A 20,599-nucleotide genomic window follows, 5' to 3' on the forward strand; every position below is an offset into this window, starting at 1 on the left:
CCTTGCGTTGTTATTTACCCAAGTTTTTAATAAAGTAGTCCAGTTGGTAATCTAAGGTCAACGGATCATTGAAGTAAAATTCTTTCGCGTTCACTTCAAAGATATGATTGCTTTTTACCGCCGGAATATTTTTGAATGTATCTGTATTTTGGAATGAGTTGTCGGCATCCGGGTTTTTACTGAGGATCACATAGTCGCCCGTGAACTGAGGAAGAACTTCCAGAGACAAGGCGTAATAGCCGTCTTTCAAAGCCATATCCTTAACTTTTTGCGGCATGGCCAGCTTCATTTCCTGATACAAAATTTCCGTACCGCGTCCCCAGTTGTTGCCGAAAACATAGAGCTGCTTATTAAAGCTTTCAATAACGGAAATCGTTTTGTCTGCACCGATTTTGGCTTTAATGTCATCACCGGCTTTTTGCGCGCGTTTTTTGAAGTCATCGACCCAAGCTTTGGCTTCTTTTTCTTTGTTCAACAGCTTGCCGATTTCGATGTGCTGCGTCAAATAATCTATTTTTCCGTATGTAAATGTTACCGTAGGAGCGATTTGCTTTAATTTGTCGACGTTTTTAACATTGCTCAAGCCGATGATGAGATCGGGCTTTAATTCAATTATTTTTTCCAAGCTTTCATCGGTGACCTCTTGCACGTCTTGTAGGGCTGTTGCAAAGCGCGGGTTCATTTTAGACCAGGAGTCGACGCCGACCAATTTGACCCCGAGCGCCATGACGCTCCCTGCGAAGCTTGAAAGGACAACGACGCGCTGCGGGTTGGCAGGAACGTCGACAGGACCGTTTTCAGATTGATAAATGATAGTTGTCGGTTTGCTATCCGAGTTGGCTGTGTTCTTCGTTGTGGTTTGGCTGCTGCAAGCGCTCATCGTCAGTACGATGATAAGCAGGAATGGAATCAATCGTTTTTTCATTTGCTTAAACTCCCCTTAATAAATTGTATGTAACGCACATCGGCTTATTGGTTCGAGGATCTCGGCCGATGTCAGCATCGATGCCGAATACTTGCTGCAGCACTTCAGGGCTGATCACTTCTTCACAGGTTCCGGCCTTCACGATTTCACCGTCTTTAAGCGCGATAATATAATCGGCAAAACGGGCAGCCTGATTCAAATCGTGAAGCACCATAACAATCGTGCGTCCTTGTTCCTTGTTCAGCTTTTGTAAAAGTTCCAGAACCTCAAGTTGATGAGCCAAGTCCAAATAGGTCGTAGGTTCATCCAAAAAGATAATGTCCGTCTCTTGAGCCAAAGCCATCGCAATCCATACGCGTTGTCGTTGACCTCCGGACAAAGCATCAACCGGCCGGTACTTAAAATGGTGCGTTCCCGTCACAACAAGAGCCCAGTCGATGACTTCGTAATCCTTTCTTGTTAGGCGCCCGAAGCCTGTTTGATAAGGATAACGGCCGTAGGATACGAGTTCGCCGACGGTTAAACCGCTTGCGCTCTCAGGTGTCTGCGGAAGAATAGCCATTTTCTTGGCGAGCAGTTTGGTATTTTCTTTAGAAATAAGCGCTCCATCCAATACGACGGTTCCGGATTGATGAGGAATAATCCGAGTGATTGCCTTCAGCAGGGTAGATTTTCCGCAGCCATTCGCTCCGATGATCGCGGTAATTTTACGATCCGGAATCTGAGCACTGAGATTTTTCACAATCAGACGGTCATTGTAACCAATGCTCAGTTCATCTGTATACAGGCGAACCATAATCCAACCTCCAGTTATTCGTATTTGGCAGCCAATTGTTAAATGATAATGATAATTATTATCAATTACACAATACGTTACTTTAAACTGGTGCTTTATGTCAATATTATTTTTTTAATCATACAGTGGCGATAACACCAATCTTTAGGAGCGGGGCGGCGGCTCAACTTCGATGGACCGTGATAAAAGTATTTGATTGTCAAAAGAATAGAAAAGCGGTATATTCAATTAAGAATGATTATCAATCGCAATTAATGTTGAGGAGTGAGATAAATTGGATCAACCTGATCTGTTCGATGTGACTGTAATTGGGGGCGGGCCGGCTGGCCTTTACTCAGCTTTCTATAGCGGACTTAGAGAATTGAAAACGAAAATTATTGAGTATCAGCCGCAGTTGGGCGGAAAAATACATGTATATCCGGAGAAAATGATCTGGGATGTCGGGGGACTCACGCCGGTTCCAGGCGCTAAACTTATCGAACAGCTTGTACAGCAAGGGTTAACTTTTCAACCTGAAGTTGTGCTGAGTGAAAAAGTGGAGTCCATCAAGCGGAACGAAAAGGGGATTTTCGTTTTACATACCGCTTCTGGCGAACAGCATTTCTCGAAAACCGTTATTGTAGCCGTTGGCTCGGGAATTTTGAATCCCAAGAAGCTGGAGATTGAAGGCGCAGAGCGATATGAGGTATCCAATTTAAATTATACCGTGAAGTCCTTGGAGCGGTTCAAAGGTAAAACAGTCATTATTTCAGGCGGAGGCAATTCTGCGATTGACTGGGCTAATGAGCTGGAGCCGATTGCCGATCAAGTCTATTTAACTTATAGAAAAGATCAGTTATCGGGCCATGAAGCGCAAGCAACACAGTTAATGAGCAGTTCGGTCATTTGCTTCTTCAACACTTCGATTTCCAAGTTAGTTGCCGGCGCTAATCATGAACTCATTGAACGCGTTGAATTAATCGACCATGAAACGGGAGACGTCTCGTCCTTGCTGATCGATGAAGTAATTATTAATCACGGTTATGAACGCGATACGACACTGCTGGAAAATAGCGAATTAAACATTAAAATTGCAGACAATTACTATATTGCCGGCACTTCATCGAGCCAATCGTCGGTTGAAGGTCTTTATGCTGCGGGGGACATTTTAAGCCACGACGGGAAAGTTCATTTAATCGCTGGCGCTTTCCAGGATGCGGCCAATGCTGTGAACAAAGCCAAACTCTATATTCAGCCTACGGCTGACAAATATGGGATGGTATCTTCCCATAATGAAGTGTTTAAAAAACGCAACCGGGAGCTTATTAAACAAATGATCCGATAAAAGGTGAGTCAAGGCTTTGAAATTGAAATCGGCAAGATCGATCGTCGATCAAATAGGCCTCTAGTCTTATGGACAAAAGTATGATAGTATTGATACGAAATGTATCCAAAAAACTTTAGGAGCTGATTCTTTTGTTCAAAATCATTAATTTGAAGCTTTTCATGGCTTTACTCACTTTCATCTCATTTGCTACTTGGTTTTCGCCTGTTTCCACGCATGCCGCGACGCCCGGACCTTCGATTATTTTGGTTCTGGACGGCATAAAGGGTGAATCTAGGGACCAACGTGTGAAGGACGGCATTGATGTTTACAGTTTTTCCTTCGGTGCGACGAACCCAGTTATAAGTGGACCTCTTAATAACGGCAGACAGGGTAAACCTACTTTCTCAGATTTTAGTTTTATGAAGAGCTTTGACACAGCTTCTTTGCCGCTGTTAAAGAATCTTGCAACGGCGCATAGTATCGCTTCCGGAACGCTCTACTTCTTCAATAACTCCAATACACCCTACCTCACTATTAAATTAAAAAACATCATGGTAACCTCCGTCCAATATTCAGGAGCGGAAACGGAAAAAATCACAGAATCCTTGAGTTTAAATGCAGCTGATATCCAATTCGAGTATATTGCGTTGAGAGAAGATGGAAGACCCGGATCCAAACAGACATTAGACATTGATGTAAACAAAGGCACTGCCAATTAATGATTACCAGAATAAAAGTAGGGAGGTTCACCTATGGGACAACCTGAGCAACCGCATATTTCCGAAAATAAAAAGCCGTGGAGTAAACCGCATCTCATTATGTTGGATGTTAAATCTACAATGGCTTCTAATGGAATATGGGAATTCACCCCTAATGGGGATTTCTGGAAGAGGGAATTACTCTTAGAAAGCTGAAACAGATAGATAATTGGGCTGATCGCGAGCTTCTAGATACATATTGTATCCAATGAAAAGGAGTAGATTTGATTGTTGGGATTTTTCAATCTGAGAAGGCTAATGACCCTGCTGACTGCCGCCATTCTGTTGATCACCTGGCCGGCTTCCTCATTCGCCGCACCGGGGAGCTTGCCTTCCAAACTGCTAACTTTGGACGGGATTCACGGCAGTTTTTCCGAAGGTCCCTATAAAGACGCTATAGTCGTATCGTCCTACTCGTTCGAGGCCACCGTACCCGATTCGCAAGTAGGCAGAGCGGGGAAACCAGAATACCATGACGTGAAAATAACAAAGGAGATGGATGCTTCATCGTTGTCCATTTTAAAAACTCTGGCAGTAGGGCAGAAGATTCGTGAAGGAACCTTGTATTTTCAAAACAATAATCCGAAAAACAACTTGACTTACTTGAAAATTCATTTTAGTGATATCCGGGTAACCAATTACGACATGTCTTACCAGGAGTCCAAAGTCATAGAGAATATAAGTCTCCACTTCGATCAAATGTTATTCGAGTATACCACTCAAAAGCCCGATGGCTCGCCTGGAAATACCGATACATTGAAAATCAGCCAAGGAAAAATCACATCCATTATGACGCAATATCATTTTGATCCGATTTACGAAACAAGTCCTAAAGGGATTTCATACATCAAAGGATTCAAAGTTTCGTTGAAAGCCACGGCTGATTCCGGCACCGTGCAACAGACACAATACCGGATCAACGGCGGCAGTTGGGCCACCTACACTGGCACATTCGAAATCTATGCGGGCGATACTCATTCTTTAGAGTATTTCAGCACAAATAAGGAAGGCGATGTAGAAGCGGCCAACATCATGAATTTTGATTCAGGCTCCTTCAGCGGGGCCGGTTCGTATTAGAAAAAAACTGCGGTACAAGGAGTTATTCTTGTATCGCAGTTTTTACTTTTTTAAAATAAAATATCCCTGATTCCCGTAAGCGTTACAATCCTTTATCAGCATAACTGATAAATCATATAAGATCATTCTAATTGACCCAATACGTCTGCTGTGTTAGGTTCAAGAGACAGAAATGTAATGAGATACGTATACTTGGAATTTATATTCTTGGCATGCTATGAGAGGTGGATATTTTTTGGAACTTCAAGTAATGAACAGTCCCTTTAATCAGGAACAAGTAGATTTGCTTAATCGTCTGCTTCCTACACTAACGGAAACTCAACGGATATGGCTGAGCGGGTATCTAGCGGCTACTCGCGGATCATCAACTGCGACGACAACTGGCGTGACGCCCCCTGCGATTTTGGTGGAGAATGCGCCGGTAATTTCTAAAGAGGTGACTGTGCTCTTCGGATCACAGACCGGCAAATCCCAAGGATTAGCAAAAAAGGTGTCCAAGAAGCTGGAAGAGCTCGGCTTTCAGGTAGCTCTCTCCTCTATGGGAGACTTCAAACCGAATGGCTTGAAGAAGATCAAAAACTTGCTTATTCTTGTAAGCACCCACGGAGAAGGAGAGCCGCCGGATAACGCCATTTCCTTCTATGAGTTCCTTCATAGCAAGAGAGCGCCTCAATTAGAGGATCTGCGTTTCTCTGTTCTCTCGCTTGGAGATACATCTTACGAGTTTTTCTGCCAAACAGGCAAGGATTTCGACAAGAGGTTGGAAGAGCTGGGCGGTAAGCGGTTTACACCGCGAGTCGATTGCGACGTGGATTTCGATGAGCCTGCCGCGGAGTGGATGAATCAAGTTATAAGTTCCTTAAGCGAAGCTTCAGCTGTCCCGGTTATTGCAAGTGGTGCAGGAGTTACGGTCGAGAATGGAACTGAATCGGAGTTTTCCAGAACGAATCCGTTTCAAGCGGAGGTTCTTGAGAATTTGAATCTGAATGGTCGCGGTTCAGATCGTGAAACTCGCCACCTCGAGATCTCTCTGGAGGGATCTAATCTTCAATATGAACCTGGTGATTGCTTAGGCATCTATCCGGAGAACCACCCTCGGCTTGTCGATGAATTGATCGAAGCTATGGGCTGGAAAGCCGAAGAACTAGTTACTATAAATAAAAATGGCGAAAAGCGGCCGCTGCGTGAGGCTTTGCTTCGCAACTATGAGATTACCGTGCTGACGAAGCCGTTGCTTGAGCAAGCTGCAAAGCTTGATTCGAACAATGGACTGCAAGAACTGCTTTCTGAAGGGCGCGAGCAAGAGCTTAAATCGTATCTGGCCGGTCGGGATCTACTTGATTTGGTGCAAGATTACTCCTTTAAAGGTGTAGCCGCGGGCGAATTCGTATCGATCCTTCGGAAGATGCCTGCCCGACTTTATTCGATCGCAAGCAGTTCGAAAGCATTCCCTGATGAAGTTCATGTTACGGTTCGCGCCGTGCGTTACGAGGCTCAAGGAAGAGAACGTTACGGAGTATGCTCCGTGCATCTTGCGGAACGAATCAAGCAGGGAGATTTGCTGTCGGTTTATGTACAAAATAATCCGAATTTCAAGCTTCCTGACAATCCGGAAACTCCGATCATTATGATTGGACCTGGAACGGGCGTCGCTCCGTTCAGAGCCTTTTTAGGTGAGCGGGAAGAGATTGGAGCCGAAGGGAAATCATGGCTATTCTACGGCGATCAGCACTTCTCCACAGACTTCCTCTATCAGGTTGAGTGGCAAAAATGGCTTAAGGATGGCGTGTTGACGCGCATGGATGTTGCGTTCTCCCGCGATACCGACAAAAAAGTTTATGTGCAGCACAGAATGCTTGAAAAGAGTGCTGAGCTCTACAAATGGCTTCAGGAAGGCGCTTGCGTGTACGTTTGTGGCGACGGTCACAAAATGGCACACGATGTCCATGAGACCTTAACAACGATCATTGAACAAGAGGGCGGTTTCAGTGCAGAAGAGGCTGCGGAATATTTGATCCGTATGCAACAGCAAAAACGTTATCAAAGGGATGTTTATTAAGAATATGTCCCAAAGATCGCGAGAGGAGCGAGGGCAATATGTCAGAAAATAATTTACTTTCATCGAACAGTGCGCCACACAGCGATGTAGAACATATTAAGATCAGAAGCAATTACTTACGGGGGAGCCTTGTCGAGACGCTTGAAGATGTCATCACAGGGTCCATCCCAGAGGATGACAATCGATTAATGAAGTTTCACGGAAGTTACATGCAGGACGATAGAGATCTGCGAAATGAACGGCAAAAGCAGAAGCTGGAACCGGCCTATCAGTTCATGCTCCGTGTACGTGCCGCTGGCGGGATAGTTACGCCGGAACAGTGGCTGATGATGGACCGCGTCGCAAGTAAATACGCCAACGGAACGATTCGTCTGACAACCCGTCAATCCTTCCAGCTTCATGGCGTCATCAAGTGGAACATGAAGAAGACAATTCGGGAAGTCAATGATGCGATGTTAAGTACATTAGCAGCTTGCGGTGACGTAAACCGTAATGTCATGTGTAACCCTAACCCGTACCAGTCCGATGTTCATGCTGAAGTTTACGAGTGGGCCTCCCGCGTCAGCGCTCATCTCGATCCGCGGACCCAAGCCTATCACGAGATTTGGCTTGATGGCGAGAAAGTGGTGGACAGCCAGGATAACGGAGTAGAACAAGAGCCGATCTATGGGCCTGTTTATTTACCGCGTAAGTTTAAAATAGGTATGGCTGTGCCTCCATCCAATGATGTAGACGTATTTTCCCAGGATCTTGGATTCATCGCGATTGTTGAAGATGGACGTTTGTTGGGCTTTAACGTATCCGTAGGCGGCGGCATGGGGATGAGCCACGGCGATCCGCTGACTTATCCGCAAGTTGCCCAAGTGATCGGATTCATCAAGCCTGAGCAGGTTATTGACTTGGCCGAGAAGACGGTTATGATTCAACGGGATTATGGTGATCGTTCAGTCCGGAAGCATGCACGTTTTAAATACACAATTGATGACCGCGGCATCGATTGGTTCATTGAAGAACTTACCAATCGCCTAGGATGGAAGCTGGAGCAAGCGCGTCCTTACCATTTTGATCATAATGGGGATCGCTACGGCTGGGTGAAGGGTAGCAATGGAAAATGGCATTTCACTCTGTTTATCCAAAACGGCCGGGTCAAAGACGAGGACAACTACCTTCTCATGACGGGTCTCAGGGAGATTGCCAAAGTGCATAACGGGGACTTCAGGCTCACTCCGAACCAGAACCTGATTATCGGAAATGTAAGCAGCCAGAAAAAGAAAAAGATTGAAGAATTGATCAAGGAATACGGGCTCACTGATGGGAACAACTACTCCGCCTTACGGAGAAATTCTATGGCTTGCGTAGCTCTCCCTACTTGTGGGTTGGCGATGGCCGAATCAGAGCGCTACCTTCCCGATCTGATGGATAAGATCGAACCTATGTTGGAAAAGGCCGGCTTGCAAGACAAAGAGATCGTGATTCGCATGACAGGTTGTCCGAATGGATGCGCCCGACCCATGTTGGCGGAAATCGCGTTCATTGGCAAGGCGCCTGGCAAATACAACATGTATTTGGGTGGCGGTCATGCCGGTAACCGGTTGAACAAGCTATATAAGGAAAACATTGGCGAAGCGGAGATCCTGGAGTCGCTGGAACCGATTATTGCTCAATATGCGAAGGAACGGCAAGAAAACGAGCATTTCGGCGATTTTGTGATCCGTGCAGGCTATGTTAAAGAAGTTCGTTCGGGACAAGACTTTCATTCGTAAACGTCTGTCCCTATGTTAAATAAAGATTTTCAAGGAACCTTCGTTTCCACTTTTTTGTGGAATTGGAGGTTCTTTGCATTTTCGTAAGCAAGAACGTTCAACGTGCAGAACCGAGATTTCCTTGAAGAGAACATATTTTAGGATAGTCTATTAAAAGAAATATGAAGAGGGGAAAAGTGGCGTAAATATGAAAACAATAGCTGTATTCTGTGGACCGGGTACCGGGAATGATCCTGTCTATATGAGCGAAGCAAGGAAGTAAATGGCGGGGCTTGATCGAGAACAGCGAGTGAGAATCAGCAAGGTTTTAGAATGACTTGGAGATAGCAAGGATCCATGGCGGTAGTTTGACGTTTATGAGTTACTGCTTTCAGTCTCATGCCGAATAAAGTGTTTGCAAGTAAACCAGAATGAAGGAATAAACGCTGAAAGAATAGGCCCATGGGGCAATTCACTCGGCGTTTTTGATTTTAAAGTAAGCATAAGTTTCGAGAGGACGTGTGGCCCACCTTTCTAAGCGAGTTCGACTATATGGGATGCTGGTCGATGCGTTAATGATGTTATTCAGCGTTAACGACGTAAAAGTAAATGCAAACGAGTGAATAGTGATGTTTTCCATCGTTACAGAGTAGAAAAAGGCAGTATGGCGAGCCAGAACGAAGCAATAGCGATGTTTTACATCGTTACAAACGTAAGAGAAAATGGAATCGAGCCCACAATGATGTTTTCCATCGTTACTGATTTGAAGGGTCAGATGCCATACCTAAGTTCCTCCTTAGTCGCAAATGGAGGGAAAAGGATCGTCAGGAAAAACCGAGGCCACTGAAAAAGTCCTTACGTCTTTATCAAAGGTGGAAAAAGCCCGTTTTTAGCCCGTCTGCTTCCGCGGGGCGCCGTTACATTGGCATATTTCACCAATACGAAAAATACGTTCTTCTTCGCCATTTGTTTTGGTATTACCTTGAGGCGAATTACCAGGTTTTGCCATGAAATATATAATTCATGTATGATAATGGAGTAAGCAAATTCAAGTGAAATCACTAAAAAAGAGGATGTGTTGTTTATGAAGCTAAACCATCTCAATCTCACGGTCAATGATGTTAACGCAGCCCGAGAATTCTTGGAGAAATATTTCGAACTAAAAACCGTGAATACCCGCGGTAATTCATTCGCTGTACTATTAGACGACGACGGATCCGTGATCACCTTGATGAAAGGCGCACAGGTCAGTTATCCCAATACCTTTCATATCGGCTTCATACAGAAGAGTGAAGAACGGGTGAACGAGATCAATCAACGTATGAAGGATGACGGATTTCATGTGGATCTGCCGCAAAGGTCGCATGGCTATACATTTTATGTTGAAGCCCCGGGTGGATTCACCGTGGAAGTTCTCTGTTGACGGACATTTCAGTCGGAGTATTCTCAATAATTTCCTTTACAAATAACGCTTCTGTTCCTTCCGGCGCGTACAACATAACATCGTAGGTGATACCTCCGGGTTTGCTCATCTGTACCTCGATACCCGGGCCCTCTGTACTGACTTCTGTAATGATCCTATCCAGATCAATAATGATTTTCTTCTCGCTGCTTTGGGCTTTATTCTGCAACACAGCAACTTCTTCTGTAATGCCGTATATGTCTACAGTTCCCCCCTTACCCGTAGCGGAAAGAATCAAGGTCGCTAATAGAGAACATTTTGACGCAATTGGTAGGTGAATGACCACCAATCAGGCTTCGAACGAATAAAATTCCATAATTAGCGAATATTTGTTCGTTGTTTATGGACTTTTGTTCTTTCGAGCCCCGAAATGGCAATTTCTCCGAAATTTAGCGTCAAACTTGTTCACTAATAACGACCTTTGTTCTTTGTCAAGCGGGTGACTCGAAGGTTAGCAGGAGTGTTGATAACAATCTTTTTCAAGATTACGCTTTATAGATAAATAGTAAATAAATTATGCAATTGATTATACTTTTCATTAATTTAAACCTGAAGAAAGACTCCATTAGGTTCACATCGATTCTTATTGTTCATTTACGTTTTTATAGCTTTAGACGAACGATAAACCACTGTAGTTGCATGATTGGTGGAAGGTTTTTAGCGCGAATATCTAAATAACGGCGAACTTTGTGGGAGGAGTGTCATCCCTATGAACGAGTTCTCTATAGTTCGGTTGAATGGGATTCATCACGACTTATTTCACTTAGTCGAACAAAGTTTAGCAGAAGGTCATCGTCATATTCAAAAGTTAGTTCAAGAATATCAAAGTGGGACAAATAGATTTAATCATGAAGGGGAAACGCTCCTTGCAGCCGTATATAAAGGTCGAATCGTCGGAATATGCGGACTAAATCGAAATCCTTTTGAAAATAGCAACAATATCGGACGAGTACGGAGGCTTTATGTATTAAAAGAGTACCGAAGAAATGGTTTTGGTGAAAAATTAATGGAAGGTATCATGGATGTGGCTAGCCTTCATTACAAGGTTCTAGTACTTTATACGGATAACCCTGCAGCAGATAAATTCTATAAAGCACTAGGATTCACCGAAAGTTCAAGCTTTGAAAAATCAACTCATTATCTGGAGTTAAACAGCTTAAGGGGGTATTAGCATGGGCATTAAAGCAACCGACCCGATTCTATTTTCGATACCAGAGAGCTTTGAAAGTAAAAGATTGCTGATACGAGCCCCATTATGGGGGGATGGCGTAGCTGTAAATGAGGCCGTTAAAGAAAGCATGGAAGAATTACGTCCATGGATGCCATGGGCTAGGAACATTCCAACGATTGAAGAATCAGAAATGAATATTCGGCGATCCAGACTGCAATTCTTGGATAGAACCGACTTAAGATTGCTTCTTATTTTGAAGGAAACAGGTCAATTGGTCGGCTGCAGCGGTTTGCATCGCATGGATTGGCAGTCGCGAAAATTTGAAATTGGTTATTGGGTGCGAACATCTTGCGGTAACCAAGGGTATATTACTGAAGCAGCAGATGCTATTACAAACTATGCTATACAGGAGTTACAAGCTAATCGAATTGAAATCCGATGCGATGGCCGCAATACAAGAAGTGCACGTGTTGCCGAACGCTTGGGGTTTACTTTGGAAGGGATTCTCCGAAATGAGACGTGCGATGTTGATGGTTCTTTGAGAGATACTATGGTATTTTCTAAAGTCCGCGGTATCGAGTTTTAGAGGTGGGAGGCGGAAGCACTGAAATTTTTAATTATTCAACCAAAACTGGAAAAAGGTATTGTACAACTTGAAAACGAACTACGGAATAATCCTTTTGTTGATGCAGTAATTTTTCCAGAGGGCTATTTGAATGAAAATGTAGAGGACGCCTGCTTGTTAGCTAAAAAATACAATACTGTTCTTATCGGCGGGCATAGACGGCTGCAAGAAAAACCAAAAGACAGAGCAATTATCATTAATCGTAAAGGTGAAATCATACTTGACAGAGTAAAGTACAGCCCGACCACTTTTGTTGTGGAAGAAGGGTTGAAAATGGGTCACATCCTTTGTGATGAGCTGATCGAACAAGGAATTAAAAGCGATGAAGCCTATAGTAGGGGCATCGATCTGCTCGTTCATCCCATTGGAGTAGGCATGTTTAGTGAGGAGCAATTCGAAGAGTGGATCTGCGAAGCTCGAAAAATTGCTGTTAAATACGATACAATGATCATTGGTACTAGTCATGCAGATGGTTGCTTTAGAGATACCGGTATATCTATACCAATTGCATATGGCTTTGAAAGAAACGGTGACCCCATTTTTATCTCGAAAAATGATACTCGGGCAATAGTATTGGATATTGTATAAAGATCAAACAGGCTGCCGGTGAATAACCGGCGGCCTGCAATCCATAAAATCTATTTAACGATGGCGGCTTCTTGGCAAATGGGCATGGTGGTCGCCAGCGCCATTGTCTAGATGGTGTGGGCTGGACGGGGGCAGAGCTCAATCCGCTCGATTACGGCCTCATAACTTGCGGGAGGCACGATTGAAAGATCTATTGCCGCCGGCGCCTCGATCCGGATGTGCAGTTTCCGGTTTTGCCTGTCGGCTCTCCAAGAGACATCGATCCTGCCCTGTCGCGGCAGCGGGACGGTACCGCGAGCCCAAGAAAGGTCAGCGATTTGTGGCTCTATGAGCACTTTTGACCAGCCTGGATTAAGACCCCGAACGCCTAAAACGTAAGCGCCGAGGAAGTAACCTGGACCGGCCGACCAGGCATGACAATGGCTGCGAGTCATCAATTTCGGATGGTCCCGGTTCTCAGAAGAATTCGGATACATTTCCCAGCACGTTGTTGCATCGTGTTCGATCATGACACCGTACTGGGTTCTCATATCTTCAAGCATGACGTCGAACCGGCCGAGCTTGGCGAGCGCCTCTTGGTAAAAGAACGACATAAAAGGGCTCCCGATCTGCACGAAATCTTGCGGAGGCTTGATGATGTACGTTTCTAAGCTGCTCAGTCGGGTCTCGTCCGCGATGCCGCACAGATAGGCGACCACCTGCGTTTGCATGCTAAATGTCTCGGAGACTCGGCCGTCGCTGTGAATGCAGTCCACGTAAGCTTGGCGTTCTTCCGACCAAAGGAACGTGTTAATCGCCGTTTTTAATTGGTCAGCGCGGGCCACAAAACGTGCAGCGCACTCCTCATCGATTCCATCAGCAATCAAAGCGGCGGAACGAAGCGCCTGGACAAAAAACATGTTTTGGTGAGAGACGATACCGTCATTAGGCTGATCGATCGGAGCCCAATCCAAGAGGTTCCAACCTTTCATATTCAGTAGACCGTTATCGTCAAGTTTTTCAAGAAAGTGATCCAGTGTATGGCGGATATGAGGCCAAATTTGTTCGGCAAATTGATGGTCCCCGTTATACCGGTAGAGCTCCAGGCAGGCGATCGCCCAAAAAAATGTCCAATTCGGAATTACGCTGCTCCACCCGCTTGGCACCTGATCCCCGTATAAGGGAGACTGGAATTTGGAGCCGGGGACGAGTCGCAGACACCTTTTGACAATCGTATCATCACCGAAAACATAATAGTTGACAAGCGCTTCGTTGCGGGCATCGCCCACCCAAAAGGTCTGTTCGAACGCCGGACAATCGACAAACGTATCTTCCATACAGAGGCGGGTCGTATGTTTGCTGATTTGCCAGATCTCGCCCAGCAGCGAGTCGGAGCATTGGAAACGGCCGATCTCTGCGACGGCGTAGTTGCTTTGCAAGAGCGATACACGGTGAAGCTTCAAAGGTTCCCGGGCATTCCGGACGACGACCATCAAGTAACGGAATCCTCTTCGAACTAAGGAAGAGTATGTTTGATGACCTTCTCTGCATACGTATCTCATCGTGTTGTCCAGCTCGTATGTTTCTTGCCTCCAACCGTCCCTCATGTACTCGAAGCCGTAGAAATCGATAACGGTGCCGCCTGCTGCTTCCGCTTCGAATTCAATGAAACCGGAGACCTCCTTGCCGAAATCAATAATCATCTCGGTATGTGCTTCCGGATAAACGGGAATGACGGCGGCTGCGCGGTTTGCGATGACTGCGTTTTGTAGGGAGTAGGGGATGGGCACCGGTATGGATTGCTTTTTCCAGATGCATTGACTGAAGACGTCATCGCGACTGACATAACGATTATCGATCGGTTTTAACCAGGCTTCGAATTCTTTGAGATCGGCCGCTCCTCCGACTTGTTTTGCCGCTGTGAAATCCGGATGGGCGGGGTTAATAGGGCGTTCAGGTTGGTGATCGATAATTTCGACATAATCAAAAGGTCCTAGTGTGGCAAAAGGCGAGCGGGAACCAGTGGGATAGGGGCTGTTCTCAAGAGGAGAAACGATCTCGAAAGGGTCCTCGCAATCCATTGCGAGATGAAACCCGTGCCCATGGCTGGCACCTTGAATATCCATCATGAAGAAATTATCCCCTTGGACAAGCTGGACGTCTAAATAACGTTCCGGCTTTTCTCCGTAATAGTCGCCCTCGTCATACCACATTCCATTAAGGCTCATAGCTCCAAACAAACGTCCGCCGTCGACGATACCGATTGTAGCACGAGTTGGCTTATTCGTCCGGATCACCGTGGACAAATAGCCGTAAAATCGGACGTTGTTGGCATGATGCTCGCTGCTCGGAACAAAATGGTTCCGCAGGTCAAGCACGACTCCCCATGATCGCGGCTTTACCTGGCTTAGGCTTTCGATTCGGACCGGGTATACCGGTTCTTCGGTTAGTGGAGGAATGTCGCGCTCAACAAGGCGTGTCCATGGTTCCATGCCTGCCGGCCCTATCACGGATGCAGGTTGCCAATCCGCATCGATGAACCCAGTTTGTTTCCAGGCATCATCCCAATTTCTGGCGTCGATAATTTCGGTAAAAGGAAGTTGGCAGGAAATACGGGAGGAGCGGGAATCGTAGCCGGCATGAATGACCGTGGTCCATGTGGAATCGGTTGCAAGTATGACGTTACGTTGGTTCCCGTCAATCTGTTCGATTTGGGCTAGAAGTCCACCCCTGCCGCGTAAATATTGAAATGTTGGAACCCCATAGTGCATAACGATGACTGCGATCGTATTATTGGCGCCGTCTTTAAGCAAATGGCCGATTTCATGTTCGTCATAAGCGAGCTCGAATGGCCAGGAACGAACGGGACCTCGTCCTAGCAAAGTCCCATTTACATATAGGACATACCGGGAATCGGCCGTAATTTTAATAGTAACTTGCTCGGTAACATTTTCCCTTGAATAATGAAACTGCTTGCGGAAGCATCGCCATTCATTTCGAGGGCTTTCCTCTCCTTCAGCCCATATCCATTTAGCCTTCCAATGTGCGTTTTCTTTCATTAGTTTCCTGAAGCCTCCCTAGATTTCAAGTTGATTTGAATATAGTATAATCTAGAGATAACTAGAATGAGGGTGTCTAAAAGGACATTGTATAGGGTGTAATCGGACATTCACGGGTGAGGTGACGTTATGCGAGTAAAAAGACATGTTATAACGACTCCATCGGATTTGTATTTGACGCCGGATACGCCGATTTATGTCAACAGGGTGTCGGAATCCTTCGAGCTTGCGGAACATAACCACGAGTTCATGGAAATCAATTATGTTAGCGAAGGCAGCGGCTTTCATCATATCGAAGGTCAGACGCTGCCAGTAACCAAAGGGGATTTGTTTTTTCTTCCAATCGGGGTGTCTCACGTGTTCCGTCCGGCATTCGCGCAGCCGAAACGGCAGCACTTGATCGTATATAACTGTTTGTTTGGCGAGGTGTTTACACGTAAGTTGACGGATTTTTTTGCTGATGAGGGAGAGATTCTCCGTGTCCTTACCACATCGTATCCGGATAGTCCATGGTTTCATTGGAAAGATCGGGACGGCACATTTCAGACGATGATAAATACGTTGTTCGAGGAGTTTGCGCGGAAACGACCGGATTATTTGTTGATGATGCAAACGGAGATGATCAGGCTGCTTGCGCATATGCACCGCAGTAGGAGCGGGACGGCGGCTTCGGAACATTCCGCAAGTACGGAAGATATGCTGGAGCAAGTGCTACAGTTGATTCGCGAACAAATCGCAGAGCCGCCGCAAATCACGCAGCTTGCGACAATGGCAGGACTTAGCGAAAGACAGTTTCGCCGCAGATTCGCCACGCGCACCGGGATGAACTATACACAGTTTGTCCATAAGCTGCGCATCGAATTGTGCTGTGAACTGCTAACATCAACGAACGAAAAAGTCTCATCGATCGCACGAAGAGCCGGGTACCAAGACATCAAGTTTTTTAATCGCTTATTTAAGGAAAAGACGGGTATGACGCCAAGGCAATATCGTAATCGGGTGAAATCGGTTTGAGTGCCGATTTTTTCTGTAGAGAACAATTGTTCTGACTATGCATTCTGCTCAGTAACCCCTTCAAATACGAACATTTGTGTGGTATCATGAATACAAACATTTGTTCGGAGTGTGGTTGAAATGGCGAAAGCAGAGTCATTGTCATTGTTAGATTTTCAAAAGTATTTTGGCACAGAAGAAAATTGTGCCGACTACATGATGAGTAAACGCTGGAAAGACGGTTTCTCGTGTTTGAAGTGTAACCATACGGAATACTATTACATTCGCTCGCGCCAGCTCTATGAGTGCCGTAAGTGTCATTACCAAGCGTCTATTACCGCTGGGACACTCTTCCATAAAACTAAGCAACCATTGACGGTTTGGTTCTGGGCCATATACCTCGTCGCCCATGACAAACGCGGTAAATCGGCTTTGTCGCTTTCTGATGTTCTCGGCCTTAACTACCGCACAGCGCTCAATATGTTACGGAAAATCCGCGCTGCTATGAAAGACAGGGATTCGGGCTATATGCTCTCAGGCGTAGTGGAAATGGACGATGCTTACTTTGGAGCCCCCCGTAAAGGGAAAGACGGCCGCGGAAGCGATAAATCCAAGGCAGTGATTGCCTTGTCCAAAGATGGCCAAAATCACCCAGCATATCTGAGGATCGAATCCATCGAAAGTGTCTCTATCGAAGAGATTGGGCGTGTAGCCAAGAAGCACATCAAACCAGGCAGCAGGATCGTCTCGGACGGTCACAGTTCTTATAAACGGTTGATGGATATTGGCTTCTTTCACGAAGCTAAAGCTTACTACAAGGAAGACAAAGATGACTTTCTGAAGATGCTGCATATCATCATCGGAAATGTGAAGGCCTATATCCAAGGCACTTATCACGGGTTGGGCTCCAAATATCTGCAGTCTTACTTTGATGAATTTTGCTTTCGGTTTAACCGACGGTTTAATCCGAAAGAAATCTTCGACAGACTGCTGAATGTTTGTGTTTTGGCATCTCCCCATCCGATGTCCTGAGGTAAGTGCATAATCAGAACAATTGTTCTCTAATAAAGACCGGAGAGACGCTAAAAGGGGAGGAATCTCCGTCTAGGGATCGATTAAAGAACAAAGGACTATAAATAACGAAGATGGTTCTTTAATTAAAGATCTTTGTTCTTTCGAGACCAGTTTGGAGCATGCCTTCATTAAAATTGCGTCAAACAGGTTCGCTAATAAAGACCTTGTTCTCTAATCTGCTGATTTTACCTACTTTCAATCGCCCGCAGGGTTTTGATCGTAATCAATGATCTCCCACTATCAGAACAATTGGGCAGTGATCGCTGCCTGTAATATGGGCATCAATCTGCGCGTCGATTAACGACGGAGCCAGACGGGAAGAGGCAAGGAAGTAATCGATTCGCCATCCGACATTTCGCTCTCTCACCTTAGGCATATTCGACCACCAGGTGTAGGCATCCGTTTGGTCGGGGTAGAAGTGTCTGAAGGTGTCTATGAAGCCGGACTCTAGTAATTGAGTCATTTTGTCTCGCTCTTCTTGCGTAAACCCCGAGTTGTTGCGATTGGATTTGGCATTCTTGATGTCAATCTCGTTGTGCGCCACGTTGAGATCTCCACAAACAATAACCGGTTTATGGGCATCTAGTTCCTTCAGATAGCTTCGAAACCGATCCTCCCATTCCATCCTATAGTCCAGCCTTGACAGATCACGCTTTGCATTGGGCGTGTAAACCGTTAACAGATAGAAGGTGTCAAATTCCAACGTGATGATCCGCCCCTCAGGTTCTTGATCCTCTTCCATACCGTATCGAACGGACAACGGTTTGATTTTTGTGATAACCGCCGTGCCTGAGTAGCCCTTTTTAATCGCGTAATTCCAATATTGATGGTAATCTTCGCCATACTCAAGATTGATTTGCCCTTCTTGCAATTTTGTTTCCTGGATACAGAAAATATCAGCGTCTGTCTCTGCAAAATAGTCGTTAAATCCTTTATTTACACACGCCCGTAAACCGTTAACATTCCACGATACCATCTTCATTTTCGTCGATCTCCTTGCACGATGCTTAGTTTTTATCTAGTAGTATATCATACTTAGAAGGGATATTCGTTTCAGGAAAGATTTAAAGAGGGTGCATTGTTCAATAATGAAGAAACTGTGTTCATTACTCTTATTTTTCAGGGTGTGGATCCTTTATATACTTGGAGGAGAGGTGTTATCGATCTGAAAGGCGGTTGTCATGATGAAAGTTGGGTCCAGAAATTTCACCCTGAAAGGGCGCTGGGAATCGCCTGTCGCCGGGTATCTGTTTATTTCTCCTTGGTTGGTAGGCTTTTTACTATTAACGCTTTGGCCGATGGTACAATCCGTCTATTATTCGTTCACTAAATATACGCTGCTTGATTCGCCTGAATGGATTGGTCTCCGCAATTATGAGCGTATTTTTACGGACGATGAGATGTTTCGCCAATCGCTGAAGATTACGATTCTATTTGTCGTTTTATCGGTGCCGATTAAACTCATCAGTGCCTTGATGGTCGCTATGGCGCTCAATAAGAAAATAAAAGGCATTTCCATTTACCGGACTTTTGTCTACTTGCCTTCATTAATTGGCAGCAGTATTGCGGTAGCCATTCTCTGGCAAAACATTTTCGGGAAAGACGGATTCATTAATAAAATATTGAACTTCGTCGGTGTTGAAGGGATCAGTTGGATTAGTAATCCTAGTACGGCGCTGGGAACGCTGATTATTCTCGTTGCCTGGCAGTTCGGCTCTTCGATGGTTATTTTCTTAGCCGGATTGAAGCAAATTTCCAGCGAGTTGTATGAAGCATCTTCCGTGGATGGAGCGACAAAATGGAGGCAGTTCTTTAGCATCACATTGCCTATGCTCTCACCTGTACTGCTGTTTAATCTTGTCCTGCAGACGATAGGTTCTTTTCAAATGTTTACGCAGGCCTTCATTATTACCAAAGGCGGACCGATCAACTCGACTTACATGTATGCTTTGTATTTATATGATCGGGCGTTTTCGAGATATGAAATGGGCTATGCTTCTGCGCTGGCATGGATTCTGCTGGTGGTCATCGCTATCGTGACTGCTTTGATATTTGCATCCTCACGCTATTGGGTATTCTATGAAACCGAAGGAGGGAGAAAATGATGAAGACGAATCCTATTTCGACTCCTACGCTCCGGACCCACTTCGTTCTTGCCTTATTTAGTCTGGTCATGATTTATCCGATCCTCTGGTGGGTCGGTGCGGCATTTAAATCGAACGCGGAAATGAGCTCACCCAGCCTGTTTCCAACGGAATGGTTGTGGAGCAATTTTAGTCAAGGATGGGTAGCGATTCCTAAATTTACTTTTACCCATTTTTACCTCAATACGTTTGAATTGATAGCGGGGGTACTTATCACTTCCGTGCTGTCCTGCAGTTTGGTTGCCTTTGGTTTCGCTCGATTAGATTTTCCCTTGAAAAATGTTTGGTTCGCCATTCTAATGGTGACTTTGATGCTGCCGAGTCAGGTTACGCTGGTTCCCCAATATATTATGTTTAATAGTTGGGGCTGGATTAATACATATCTCCCTTTTTATATTCCGCATTCGCTGGCAGGCGGGATCGGTGGACCGTTCTTCATCTTCTTGTTGGTTCAATTCATTCGCGGCATTCCGAGGGAGTTGGATGAATCGGCCAAAATGGATGGATGCAACTGGCTTGGCATCTACTTCAGAATCGTGCTGCCGCTTACGAAGCCGGCTCTTGTAACGGTGGCCATTTATTGCTTCTTGTGGAACTGGGACGATTTCTTCGGTCAGTTGCTATATATTAATTCCGTTAGTAAATACACAGTCGGCCTCGCGTTGAAGTTGTTTGTAGACAGCCAATCTGCACTGCCATGGGGGCAACTGCTGGCGATGTCGCTCGTTTCTATTATACCTTCGCTAATTCTCTTTTTTATGGCGCAGCGTCATTTTGTCGATGGCATTGCCTCGGGTGCGGTGAAGGGATAGAATAAGGCATATAAGAATGTAGAAAAAGG

General features: G+C 45.3%; 19 protein-coding genes. 14 read left to right on the forward strand and 5 right to left on the reverse strand.

Annotated features, from left to right (window positions below; genetic code table 11):
- Positions 1–10 precede the first annotated feature (10 nt).
- A complete protein-coding gene (locus ACFQZT_RS21740; RefSeq protein WP_379302978.1) occupies positions 11–925 on the reverse strand; it encodes an iron-hydroxamate ABC transporter substrate-binding protein in 915 nt (304 codons plus the stop codon).
- Positions 926–929: 4 nt separating this feature from the next.
- A complete protein-coding gene (locus ACFQZT_RS21745) occupies positions 930–1,721 on the reverse strand; it encodes an ABC transporter ATP-binding protein (RefSeq protein ID WP_379302980.1) in 792 nt (263 codons plus the stop codon).
- Positions 1,722–1,995: 274 nt separating this feature from the next.
- On the opposite strand from ACFQZT_RS21745, the gene ACFQZT_RS21750 reads away from it, so the two are divergent.
- The 7 genes from ACFQZT_RS21750 to ACFQZT_RS21780 all read left to right on the forward strand — a co-directional run bounded on the left by ACFQZT_RS21750 (position 1,996) and on the right by ACFQZT_RS21780 (position 10,086).
- Positions 1,996–3,045 (forward strand): NAD(P)/FAD-dependent oxidoreductase, encoded by a 1,050-nt coding sequence (locus ACFQZT_RS21750; protein ID WP_379302982.1) that lies wholly within the window; start codon positions 1,996–1,998, stop codon positions 3,043–3,045.
- Positions 3,046–3,176: 131 nt separating this feature from the next.
- Positions 3,177–3,746 carry an Hcp family type VI secretion system effector gene (locus tag ACFQZT_RS21755; RefSeq protein ID WP_379302984.1) on the forward strand — a complete coding sequence of 190 codons (570 nt, stop codon included), beginning with the start codon at positions 3,177–3,179 and terminating at the stop codon, positions 3,744–3,746.
- 33 nt (positions 3,747–3,779) lie between these two features.
- Positions 3,780–3,941 carry a paeninodin family lasso peptide gene (locus ACFQZT_RS21760; protein ID WP_379302986.1) on the forward strand — a complete coding sequence of 54 codons (162 nt, stop codon included), beginning with the start codon at positions 3,780–3,782 and terminating at the stop codon, positions 3,939–3,941.
- Positions 3,942–4,013: 72 nt separating this feature from the next.
- On the forward strand, positions 4,014–4,862 hold the full coding sequence (locus ACFQZT_RS21765; RefSeq protein WP_379302988.1) for a type VI secretion system tube protein Hcp: 849 nt from the start codon (positions 4,014–4,016) through the stop codon (positions 4,860–4,862).
- 235 nt (positions 4,863–5,097) lie between these two features.
- On the forward strand, positions 5,098–6,921 hold the full coding sequence (locus tag ACFQZT_RS21770; RefSeq protein WP_379302990.1) for an assimilatory sulfite reductase (NADPH) flavoprotein subunit: 1,824 nt from the start codon (positions 5,098–5,100) through the stop codon (positions 6,919–6,921).
- A gap of 38 nt (positions 6,922–6,959) precedes the next feature.
- On the forward strand, positions 6,960–8,684 hold the full coding sequence (gene cysI / locus ACFQZT_RS21775) for an assimilatory sulfite reductase (NADPH) hemoprotein subunit (RefSeq protein WP_379302992.1): 1,725 nt from the start codon (positions 6,960–6,962) through the stop codon (positions 8,682–8,684).
- A 1,063-nt stretch (positions 8,685–9,747) separates the two neighbouring features.
- A complete protein-coding gene (locus ACFQZT_RS21780; RefSeq protein ID WP_379302994.1) occupies positions 9,748–10,086 on the forward strand; it encodes a VOC family protein in 339 nt (112 codons plus the stop codon).
- Here the strand turns inward: ACFQZT_RS21780 and ACFQZT_RS21785 are convergent.
- Positions 10,064–10,297 (reverse strand): hypothetical protein, encoded by a 234-nt coding sequence (locus tag ACFQZT_RS21785; protein ID WP_379302996.1) that lies wholly within the window; start codon positions 10,295–10,297, stop codon positions 10,064–10,066. The two genes, ACFQZT_RS21780 and ACFQZT_RS21785, sit on opposite strands and share 23 nt — an antisense overlap.
- Before the next feature lie 537 nt (positions 10,298–10,834).
- On the opposite strand from ACFQZT_RS21785, the gene ACFQZT_RS21790 reads away from it, so the two are divergent.
- The 3 genes from ACFQZT_RS21790 (at position 10,835) to ACFQZT_RS21800 (ending at position 12,509) form a co-directional block, all read left to right on the forward strand.
- Positions 10,835–11,296 (forward strand): GNAT family N-acetyltransferase, encoded by a 462-nt coding sequence (locus ACFQZT_RS21790; RefSeq protein ID WP_379302998.1) that lies wholly within the window; start codon positions 10,835–10,837, stop codon positions 11,294–11,296.
- A 1-nt stretch (position 11,297) separates the two neighbouring features.
- Positions 11,298–11,882, forward strand: coding sequence for a GNAT family N-acetyltransferase (locus tag ACFQZT_RS21795; protein WP_379303000.1), 585 nt, complete (start codon positions 11,298–11,300; stop codon positions 11,880–11,882).
- A 153-nt stretch (positions 11,883–12,035) separates the two neighbouring features.
- Positions 12,036–12,509: a hypothetical protein gene (locus ACFQZT_RS21800; protein WP_379303002.1), complete on the forward strand. Its 474-nt coding sequence runs from the start codon at positions 12,036–12,038 to the stop codon at positions 12,507–12,509.
- Positions 12,510–12,616: 107 nt separating this feature from the next.
- On the opposite strand, the gene ACFQZT_RS21805 is transcribed toward ACFQZT_RS21800, so the two are convergent.
- The gene (locus tag ACFQZT_RS21805; protein ID WP_379303004.1) at positions 12,617–15,547 is read right to left on the reverse strand and encodes a family 78 glycoside hydrolase catalytic domain; all 2,931 of its coding nucleotides are present in this window, start codon (positions 15,545–15,547) and stop codon (positions 12,617–12,619) included.
- 129 nt (positions 15,548–15,676) lie between these two features.
- Here ACFQZT_RS21805 and ACFQZT_RS21810 point away from each other — a divergent pair, with 129 nt between their 5' ends.
- Both ACFQZT_RS21810 and ACFQZT_RS21815 read left to right on the forward strand, forming a co-directional pair.
- Positions 15,677–16,561, forward strand: a complete 885-nt coding sequence (locus ACFQZT_RS21810) for a helix-turn-helix domain-containing protein (protein WP_379303006.1) — start codon at positions 15,677–15,679, stop codon at positions 16,559–16,561.
- 120 nt (positions 16,562–16,681) lie between these two features.
- Positions 16,682–17,572: an IS1595 family transposase gene (locus ACFQZT_RS21815; RefSeq protein WP_379303008.1), complete on the forward strand. Its 891-nt coding sequence runs from the start codon at positions 16,682–16,684 to the stop codon at positions 17,570–17,572.
- A 265-nt stretch (positions 17,573–17,837) separates the two neighbouring features.
- Here the strand turns inward: ACFQZT_RS21815 and ACFQZT_RS21820 are convergent, their stop codons facing one another.
- Positions 17,838–18,596: an exodeoxyribonuclease III gene (locus ACFQZT_RS21820; RefSeq protein WP_379303010.1), complete on the reverse strand. Its 759-nt coding sequence runs from the start codon at positions 18,594–18,596 to the stop codon at positions 17,838–17,840.
- Between the two features lie 199 nt (positions 18,597–18,795).
- Between ACFQZT_RS21820 and ACFQZT_RS21825 the strand changes: the two genes are divergently transcribed.
- On the forward strand, positions 18,796–19,719 hold the full coding sequence (locus ACFQZT_RS21825; RefSeq protein WP_379303012.1) for a carbohydrate ABC transporter permease: 924 nt from the start codon (positions 18,796–18,798) through the stop codon (positions 19,717–19,719).
- Positions 19,716–20,570, forward strand: coding sequence for a carbohydrate ABC transporter permease (locus ACFQZT_RS21830; RefSeq protein ID WP_379303014.1), 855 nt, complete (start codon positions 19,716–19,718; stop codon positions 20,568–20,570). The genes ACFQZT_RS21825 and ACFQZT_RS21830 overlap by 4 nt, the downstream gene beginning before the upstream one ends.
- Positions 20,571–20,599: the final 29 nt, after the last annotated feature.

The organism is Paenibacillus sp. GCM10027628 (assembly GCF_042676385.1).
Lineage (GTDB): Bacteria > Bacillota > Bacilli > Paenibacillales > NBRC-103111 > Paenibacillus_E.